Source organism: Pontibacterium sp., assembly GCF_041587635.1.
GTDB lineage: Bacteria > Pseudomonadota > Gammaproteobacteria > Pseudomonadales > Balneatricaceae > Pontibacterium.
This window is the reverse complement of the sequence record NZ_JBFGYC010000100.1, coordinates 1-9,338: the sequence shown is the minus strand read 5'-3', so window position 1 is coordinate 9,338 and position 9,338 is coordinate 1. Positions and strand designations below refer to the sequence as shown.

Annotated in this window: 7 protein-coding genes; 6 read left to right on the top strand and 1 reads right to left on the bottom strand. The window is 50.4% G+C overall.

Annotated elements, in window-relative coordinates:
* The 6 genes from ABYW01_RS07290 to thiM all read left to right on the top strand — a co-directional run.
* On the top strand, positions 1-318 hold a 318-nt coding region (locus tag ABYW01_RS07290; protein WP_372831825.1), incomplete at its 5' end, for a thiamine pyrophosphate-dependent enzyme.
* 188 nt (positions 319-506) lie between these two features.
* Positions 507-1,511, top strand: a complete 1,005-nt coding sequence (gene pta / locus ABYW01_RS07285) for a phosphate acetyltransferase (RefSeq protein WP_372831824.1) — start codon at positions 507-509, stop codon at positions 1,509-1,511.
* 502 nt (positions 1,512-2,013) lie between these two features.
* Complete coding sequence (locus ABYW01_RS07280; protein ID WP_372831823.1) at positions 2,014-3,216, top strand: OprD family outer membrane porin; 1,203 nt, start codon at positions 2,014-2,016, stop codon at positions 3,214-3,216.
* 247 nt (positions 3,217-3,463) lie between these two features.
* Positions 3,464-3,763, top strand: coding sequence for a DUF6506 family protein (locus ABYW01_RS07275; RefSeq protein ID WP_372831822.1), 300 nt, complete (start codon positions 3,464-3,466; stop codon positions 3,761-3,763).
* Positions 3,764-3,775: 12 nt separating this feature from the next.
* Positions 3,776-4,393: a LuxR C-terminal-related transcriptional regulator gene (locus ABYW01_RS07270; RefSeq protein ID WP_372831821.1), complete on the top strand. Its 618-nt coding sequence runs from the start codon at positions 3,776-3,778 to the stop codon at positions 4,391-4,393.
* Between the two features lie 48 nt (positions 4,394-4,441).
* Positions 4,442-5,260 carry a hydroxyethylthiazole kinase gene (thiM, locus tag ABYW01_RS07265; RefSeq protein WP_372831820.1) on the top strand — a complete coding sequence of 273 codons (819 nt, stop codon included), beginning with the start codon at positions 4,442-4,444 and terminating at the stop codon, positions 5,258-5,260.
* Positions 5,261-5,333: 73 nt separating this feature from the next.
* On the opposite strand, the gene ABYW01_RS07260 is transcribed toward thiM, so the two are convergent.
* A complete protein-coding gene (locus tag ABYW01_RS07260) occupies positions 5,334-9,152 on the bottom strand; it encodes an EAL domain-containing protein (RefSeq protein ID WP_372831819.1) in 3,819 nt (1,272 codons plus the stop codon).
* Positions 9,153-9,338 lie beyond the last annotated feature (186 nt).

The following is a 9,338-nucleotide window of genomic DNA, read 5'->3' as shown; positions in this document are numbered from 1 at the left end:
TCTATCGTATTCCACAACCGTCAGTGGGGCGCAGAGAAGAAGAACCAGGTTGATTTCTACAACCGTCGCTTCGTAGCAGGCGAGCTGGAAAACCCAAGCTTCGCAGAAATCGCACGCTCCATGGGTGCTGAAGGTGTAACCGTAGACAAGCTGGAAGATGTTGGTCCTGCTCTGACTGCTGCACTGAACGACCAGATGGAAAACCGCAAGACAACTGTTATCGAGATCATGTGTACTCGTGAGCTGGGCGACCCGTTCCGCCGCGACGCACTGTCCAAGCCAGTTCGTCACCTGGAAAAATACAAAGACTTCACATAAGTCTGAGTTATCCAGATCTATAAAACCGGAGGCCGTATGGCCTCCGGTTCTTTCCTGACCTAAGCGTTAGGAACTTCTGAATAAACCACTTGCTGCTTGTCTGGTCAGTGTTACACGCCCGTTCTCTGCTCGCGGGCAGTGAGTGGTTTATTCAGAGGCTCCTCTCAATCTACCTAAGGAGTAACCGGATGAAGGCCCTCAATAATATTTTTAAACGTGCTGGTGATGACCCGCGTGCCATTGTTCTGGCTGAAGGTGAAGACCCACGTATTATCGAAGCTGCTGCGACCGCAACTGAGCGCGGAATCGCACGAATCACGTTGCTGGGTAATGTTGCTAACATCCAGTCCAACGCAGCTGAGCAGGGCGTGACTCTGGACGGCATTACACTGGTTGATCCGTCGGAATCTCCATCCGCTGATCGATATGCCGCAGAGCTGTTTCGTCTGCGTCAGGCGAAGGGTATGACCGAAGATAAAGCCGCTGAGCTGATCTGTGACCCTTTGCACTTTGCCCAGATGATGGTGCACCTGGATGATGCTGATGGTTCAGTGTGTGGTGCGGTGTATACCACGGGTGACACGGTGCGTGCGGCGATTCAGATTATTGGTATGGCGCCGAACAGCAGCATGATCTCCAGCTTCTTCCTGATGATGTTGTGTGAATCGTTTCATGAGCTTAAAGGCGGCGTGATCTTCTCTGACTGTGGCCTGGTGATTGACCCGAACTCCGCGCAGTTGGCGCAGATTGCGATGTCTGCATCGAACAGTGCACGTACGTTGCTCAACGAAGAACCAAAAGTGGCGATGTTGTCCTTCTCAACCAGTGGCAGTGCTAAGCACGCCGCCGTGGATAAAGTGGTTGAAGCCACTCGTCTGGTGAAAGAGCAACTGCCTGATCTTGCGATCGATGGTGATGTACAGCTTGATGCTGCCATCGTGGCAGAAATTGCCGAGCGTAAAGTGTCGGCCTCAGAAACACATGGTCGCGCTAACGTACTGATTTTCCCGAATCTTGAGGCGGGGAATATTGGGTACAAGCTGGCTGAACGTATTGGTAAAGCAGACGCAATTGGTCCTATTTTGCAGGGTTTGAAGAAACCGGCAAATGATCTGTCGCGCGGCTGCAGCGCCAATGATGTGGTAAACGTCATTGCCATTACGGTGGTACAGGCGCAAACCGCGGAAGGTTAATGTCTTTTACCGAGACGTGACTCTTCGATATGTCCCAAAAGTGATTTCAACTCAATCATTGTTTTCCTATCCGTTCTTTTTAACCCTGCGTTAACTCTATTCGGCATGATGCTGAATTTACCGCTCCTCCTATCCGGGAGGGGCGGGCTTTTCTTTCGCGTTTTTGCGCTGCTTATACGTCCAAAATGAATCGCTAAGCCCCGTCCTATGCCTACTTCAGGCACTTGAGAATAAATCATTCCAGAAATATGAACTATGCTAGGTATACGTGTTCTGGGGCTCTGGCGCACGGATCTACTGTTTTATTAACAGCAGAATGAGCTCCAGGCAGCTTTACGATCTGAAGGGGATGCGCTTTGCCCCTCCTATTTGGTTTGGCTATCGTGTCTGGCGTGTGTGTATTCTGTGCGCACCCCCTTCTGCAAAGAATCCGACACTCTACTTTGACCGGAAAGCCACAACTGACTGAACAACTAACGTGTTGATAGGACAGGATCTAAGTATGGCTAACTTTCCAAAGACTCTGGTAAATAGTGCGGTACTGGTTGCATCCATTGCGACAGTGCCTTTTGTTAGTGCTGCTGATGAGGCTGAGTTTTCGCTCAGTACTCGAACCTTCTACTTTAATCGTGACTTCCGAGAAGGGCCTGAAGACAGGGTTGCGATGGCGCAGGCGTTCAGGGCAGATTATATGTCCCCGACGTTCGCAGAGCGTTTACGAGTAGGATTGACTGGGTTGGTCAATATAAAACTGGACGGTCGAAATAACGATGCAGGTACAGATGTATTACGCGTCGAAAGTGATGGGGGAACCACGAGCTCGGCTAAGATAGGCCAGGCATTTGTTGACCTTGCGATAGCTGATGGCGTCGACGTGCGTGTGGGGCGGGTGATCATGGGGCTGCCGCTGCTAAATGATCCGGATATTCGTTCTACTCCCGGTGCTCACCAAGTAGCGATGCTGACCGGCAGCGTTGATAGTGCGGAATTTTATGCGGTTTATAGTGATGAGGCCCGCACCCGGTCTGATCTTTCTTTTGAAGAGTTTACCTCCAATGGCGAGGACTACGAGATCGTCGTCGTAGGGGGGAGGTATACGGCTGAGAATGGCTTAGGTGTTCATGCGTCCTACGGCTATGCGGACGATTATCAACGCCAGATATACTTGAATACCAACTACACGTTTGACTTGGGCGACATGAGAAGCCTGTTGTTGGATTTCTATCACTATGATGGTGAGGCAGAAGGGAATCTGTATTCGAATCCTGACTATAACTCCACCATGACCAATATTGCCGCGCGCTATTCGATGGGCAACCTGAAGCTGCTGGCGTCCTTCCAGACGATCGGTGGCGATGATGCGTATGATTTCGGTTGGGGGGGAAGTGATCAGACTTTGCATACTACGTGGCAATCGATCCAATTTAACGACTTCAACCGTGACGATGAGGACTCTTGGCAGCTGCGTGCAGACTACCAGTTTCCGAATGTACCGGGTTTGAGTGGATGGATTCGCCACGCGGAGGGTACCTATGAGGTCGGTACCACCGAAGTGGATGAAACGGAAACCAACGTGGATGTGACCTATACACTGCCGGACGGTAGCTTGCAGGGTATGAGCTTCCGTGTGCGTTACGCCCATATCGAGGCAGATGCCTACAGTGATATCGATGAACTCCGACTGATGATGAATTACACCTTCTAATCGGCCTGATTTGGCTAAATCGCTCCTCCTTTGAGGGGGAGCGCCTTTCTTTTTCATTTTCTCCTGCGTACCCCTCTCTGGCATAAGTTGCACCGATATGATGCGATTTGGCGGTTAATATAGCCTGTACTGCCTTGTAAATTGGCTGGCTCTAAAATCTGAAAAGTTCTGGCTCTAATCGATTTCATGTAACCGGTCTTTAATGAACCTATGCCGTTCAAATTATAAGAATACAATGGAGTGCGACATGCCGTTACAGCGTTATGGTTTTATCGTTAAAAGCGCCGATCTTGAAATGTTTAAACACCACGCCCGCATACACAGTGAAAACTTTGATATGTCAGTTTCTGGTGTTTCTGATGTATCGCAAGCCGTGATGGTCGCGCAGGAGATGCTCACCAAAGGTATACAGCTTATTGAGATGTGTGGTGGTTTTTCTGCTGAAGACGCACAGCAGGTACGCGAAGCGATCAATGACCATATTCCCGTGGGTTACGTTCAGTACACAGATGAAGAACGTGCTCGCCTACAGCGCGAACTGAGCTAACAGGGCGCGACCATGAAAATCATTATTGCTGATTCATCACCGCTTTATGCATTGGGTGTAGAGCTGGTTATGGGAAAGTCCGGTATTACTGTCGTTTCCCAGACTGTCGGATGTTTCGACAGCTTGCAGCGCGCTGTTGAAGGCGTGCAGGGGGCAATGATGATTATCGTGGATGCCCGTCTTCCGGGGCTGGTTGAGCTGGAAGCTCTGGCACGCTTTAAGCAAAACAACAATGCCCGCCTGCTGATGCTCACCGATGATACCGATGTGGCGTTGATGCGCCGTGCGCGCATGAGTGGTGTCGATGGTGTTGTCGCCAAAACAGCACCGTTGAGTGAATTGGGTGAGGCATTGCGTGAGATTCTTGCGGGTGGTACCTGGCGCTTCAACGAAAAAGTGTCACTGGACCAGTGGGGCGCACAAAAGACCCGCCTTGGGTATGCCCTGTGTCGGTTGTCCAATCAGGAAAACAAGGTCCTGAGCTTGGTGAAGTGCGGTCTGCGTAACAAGCAGATCGCTGACAAGATGTCGTTGACGGAACATACCGTCAAAACGCATATGTCGAGCATCCTGCGAAAACTTGAAGTAGAAAACCGAACCCAGCTGGTGGTTGCCTTGCAACAAATTTAGCCGATTGCAGCGTCGGCGCTGCATTCAGATCCTTATCGGAGGCCGTATATGTCAACCGTATTTAAAGTGTTTGATGTTGAGTCCCAGAGTAATCTGGATTACGCGCGTTCCTGCGCAACCATGCTATCGATGATTGTTCAGCAGAAACCCCGTGTGCAGTGTATTACCAATACGGCGGCTATGGATTTTACCTCTGATATTTTGCTGGCCGTTGGTGCCCGACCTTCCCTGACGATGGGTATTGATGAGATTCGTGAGTTTGTTGCGAGTTCCGATGCGCTGAGTATCAATATTGGTACGTTGGATGCTATGCGCAAGGCCGCTATTATTCCGGCGATCGAAACGGCCAATGATTACCACCGTCCGTGGGTGCTTGATCCGGTTTCTGCCCATGCATCAGAAAAGCGGTGCGAATATGCACGTGAACTGCTGGAGCTGAAACCTACCGTTATCCGCGGCAATATCGCTGAAATCAAAGCGTTGGTAGGGCGGGATAGTCCTGACGCAGCCTGGATTTTGGCTCAGGAGACCGGAGCTGTTGTCGCGCAGACCGGTGAAGCCGATATTATAACTGATGGGACTAAAGCCCTGATGATCGCGAACGGCGACGAAATGCAGACCCGTGTGTCTGCCATGGGGTGTGCGGCTACAGCGTTTGTTGCGACGTTCCTGGCGGTTAACCGTCGAGGGTTTGATGCGACTGTTCAGGCGTTGCTGGCGTTGTCCGTTGCAGGCGAAATTGCCGCTGCAAAATCCGAAGGTCCAGGCAGTTTGCATATGCACATTCTGGATACATTGTACTCGCTGGATAAAACGTTGCTGGAGCAGCGTGCTCATTTACTGAAATGTGAAGAAGTCGCGGCCTGATCTGAAAGCCCGATTGGAATAGCGAACTTAGAAGGAGAGCAACTGCTCTCCTTTTTTTGCTTTAAATGTTCGCTTAGAGGGCATCGATCTGCTGACGAACATCATCAATCAGCTCCTTGAGCTCCGGAAGGCGCAAACGCGCCTGATCAACGTCACCGTTTCGATATTGATCTTCGATTTCATGGGCCAAAGCATGAACGTGTTCCCGGCGGTCTTCCATATCACGCAAAACGTTTTCATGGATCAAATGTTCTTTCCGGCAGCGTTCGCCCCAGGCAAAACAATGCGAGTGTTGCTGATCAGCGATTGGCCACGTGTACTCAAGCACAGGGTCGGATTTTAATGCGTGCTCGAATTCCGTTGTCCAGTAATCGAGGGAGAGCTGAAACAGCTCAATCATTGTCTGGCGTTGCGTCAGGTTGCGACCCTTAAAGCTCTGCCATGCATCGAAGGGTTTGAAGCTTTTTAGCCATGCAGGTAGATTTTCTGCAGGCATTGGACGGGCAATTGCGTATCCCTGTGCATTCTCACAGCCCATCAGCAACAGCATCAACCCTTCCCAAACAGTCTCTACACCTTCGGCAATAACATTACGGTCAAATGCTTCGGCGAGTCGGATCACGCCGTCGACAATACGAAAATCGTCCGGGCTGGACATCAGATGGGTGACAAAACTGCAATCGATCTTAATGTTGTCAGCGGTCAGGTTGCGTAAATGCGCCAGTGAGGAGAATCCGGTACCAAAATCGTCCAGGGCGAAGCTCACGCCAAGATTGTTCTGGCAGCTCTCGATGATCGTATTAATCGCCTGAAGGTTTCCGAAGTCCGTACTCTCCAGTATCTCCAGCTGGATATACTGCGTATCGATCTGTGGGTATTCGGCCAGGCTGACGGTAAGTTCAGACTCGAAACCCGGAGACAGGAGATGAAATGCAGAAACGTTGATACTGACTTCCAGTTTCAGTCCTGCCTTGTGCCATTTGCTTAATTGAGAGAGGGCTTCGTTTATGACCCAATTGCCAATCTCAATTTCAAGATTGGTGCCTGACACGGCGGGAAGGAAGCTAAAGGGTGGCAGTATTCCTTTGTCTGGGTGATTCCAGCGGATCAGAGCCTCAACGCCCCACACGTCACCCGTGCACATGTTTACCTTAGGTTGGTAATAGAGTACGAACTGCCTCTCGCGGAGCGCGTGTTCAATATCGCGACGTTTATTGTGGGTCTCGATCAGTTGCTGATCGTCTTTGGCGTTGAACATATCAAAATTGTTCTTACCACCCAGCTTGACTCGGTACATTGCCTGATCTGCATGGCGCAGTAGGGTGTCGATATCCACCTGATCGTGTGGATATATAGTGATGCCGCTGGATGCGGTAATGTGCAGCTCATGTCCATCAATAAAGAACGGTTCGCTGATTGCCGTGTGTATACGGTTCAGGGCTTCTCGACAATCTTCGGTAGAGTGTATATCTCCGATCAGAATGGCAAACTCATCACCCCCTAAACGAGACGCTGTATCTTCATCTCGAATACAGAAGAGGATACGTTCGGATACCTGTACCAGCAGCTGGTCACCGACGTTGTGACCGTAGTGGTCGTTGACCTGTTTGAAGTTGTCCAGATCCAAAAAGCAAACCGCAAGCAGGCTGCCGGTACGATTGCAGCGGGCGGTGGCTTGCTGGAATCGATCGGTTAGCAGGACGCGATTGGGTAACTGCGTCAGAACATCGTGATAAGCCATCATCTCTAGCGCCTGCTGCTGAGTTTTCAGCTGGGTGATATCAGAGAAGATGCCAACGTAGTGGGTGATCTCACCGGACGCATTGCTGATATCAGAGATGGTCAGCTGTTCGATGTACAATTCACCATCTTTGCGACGGTTCCAGATCTCGCCGCGCCAGGAGCCATTCTGTTGCAAATCCCGCCAGAGCTCTTTGTAAAAGGATTTATCCTGTTTTCCTGAATCGAGCATATTTGGGTTCTGATGCAGGGCTTCTTCCCGTGCGTATCCTGTGATCTCGCAGAACTTCGGGTTGATGTCGACAATGCGGGCATGGGCATCCGTGACCATAATGCCTTCTTCTGCTTCCTCGAAAACATTGGACAATAGATTCAGTCGGGTATCCGTACGGGTTTTTTCTATAGCCAACATTGCTAGGCGGGCAGCAAAGTTAATGATCTCAAGGTCTTGAGGATTGGGTGTTGAGGGGGTCGAATGATAGATCGCAAAGGTACCGAAAACCTCACCATCACCATGTAGAATGGGTTCAGACCAACATGATGCTAATCCCGCTTGTTGGGCCAGTTCGGTATAAGGTGCCCAATAGGGATGCGTATTGATATCTTCTACGATAACGCGTTCCTTCAGAAACGCAGCCGTACCGCAGCTGCCCACACCATTACCAATAGCAATGCCTTCAATCGCCTCATTGTAGAAATCCGGTAAATTTGGTGCTGCGCCCATGTGCAGGTGTTTCTTCTCGTTATCGAGCAGTAGGATGCTGCACAGCGCGCCGCGGCTAGTGTCTTCGATCATGCTGATGATCGACATGAAAATGGTGTCTAGCGGAACGTTCTGGACCAGTTGTTCCAACACTTTAAGGCGTGCAGACTCGAGAATTTCGGTGTGCTTACGGCGGGAAATGTCGGTGACAACACCCATCACGCGCCCCGGTTTCTCTTTGTCGGTTAGCGAGACAACTTCTGCAATGGCGTGCAGCCATAACCAATAACCGTTTTTGGTACGGCGGCGAAATTCGATCTCTGCCGTTTTGCCTGTAGATGCGCAACCTTCCAGCATCTCTATCAGTTGATCCAAATCGTCTGGGTGAACACCTTTGCGTAAGGTGGCCATATCGGTTTGAAATTCATCCGGGTCGTAATCGAGCAGGATGGGGTATTCATCGCCAACCCAGATCTCGCCGCTACTCATATCCAGCTCAAACCAGCTTTGGCGTGCTGCTCTCAGAGCGAGTTCTGTATGTTTCAATGTTGTACTGAGGGCTTTAGTGCGCTCGTCAACCGCATGTTTAAGCGTGGCTTGGTCCTGTCGTAACTTCTTTATCAACAGTATGGTGACAACAATCAGCAGGAAAAAGGACAGGCCTGCTACGATATCCAACAACAGCCAGTAGCCATTACGCCAGCCGGACACGGGGGTGACTTCGAGTTGCCACTTACCGTCCGGCACAGAAATCGGTACAGAGATAGGGCTGTCACTTATAGGGGCTTCTGATTGGGCGAGCAGCATAGGTATGCCAGAATGCTGATCGACACTAAAAAGACGATACGCGAGGCCTTGTTCGTCCAAAGTATGAAGTTTGCTGTTTTCCAGTACATCGGGAAAGCGAATCAGTACGTTGCTGAAACCCCAGAACTGTTTCTTTTGCTCATGTGTTTCAAGAAAAACGGGTAGTCGCCCGGCTGCTGCGAGTCCACCCTGTACCAGAGTGAACGGATCGCTCAGCGTGAGCTGGCCTGTTTTCAAGGCGCGAAATGCCGCGTCATCCCGCCGTTTATCTTGCAGCAGGTTGTATCCAAGTGCACGTTCGTTGCCTTTCAACGGATGGGTGTGGCTGATGATGCCATTTGGTGACAGCTGAATGGCCGTCGCGCTTGGATAGTAGTTGAGGAGTTCTGAGGCGACCTGGTCGAAATTTTCAACGTTACCTTGATTTTGACGAACGAAGGTTGCAAGTGCATAAGTCGCGGAGAGCGCATGGTCCACGTTTTGTTTTATCTGGCTCGCAAATCCGGTCGCGGTGTTTTTAATCGCGTGGCGTTTTGCCTGGTAGTGAGCTTGATCGACATAGACGACAGCAGAGGCTGATAGCAGGACTGTAACCACAATCAGTATGACTAGAAAGCGCGTGTTACTAGAGAATGACATCATGAACTCAACATCCCATACCGAGCTTGATATGTGCGCCCTGTGTTCGCTTCATGGCGTAAGTTGGGTGCCGGGGCGAGTGGTTTTACAGATGCGTGTAATGTTCTTATAACTATACCTGATAGAACGGGATTAATGATGTTGCGGTAATATGATTCTTGAATTCGGTGAAAATAAAACAATTTTAGT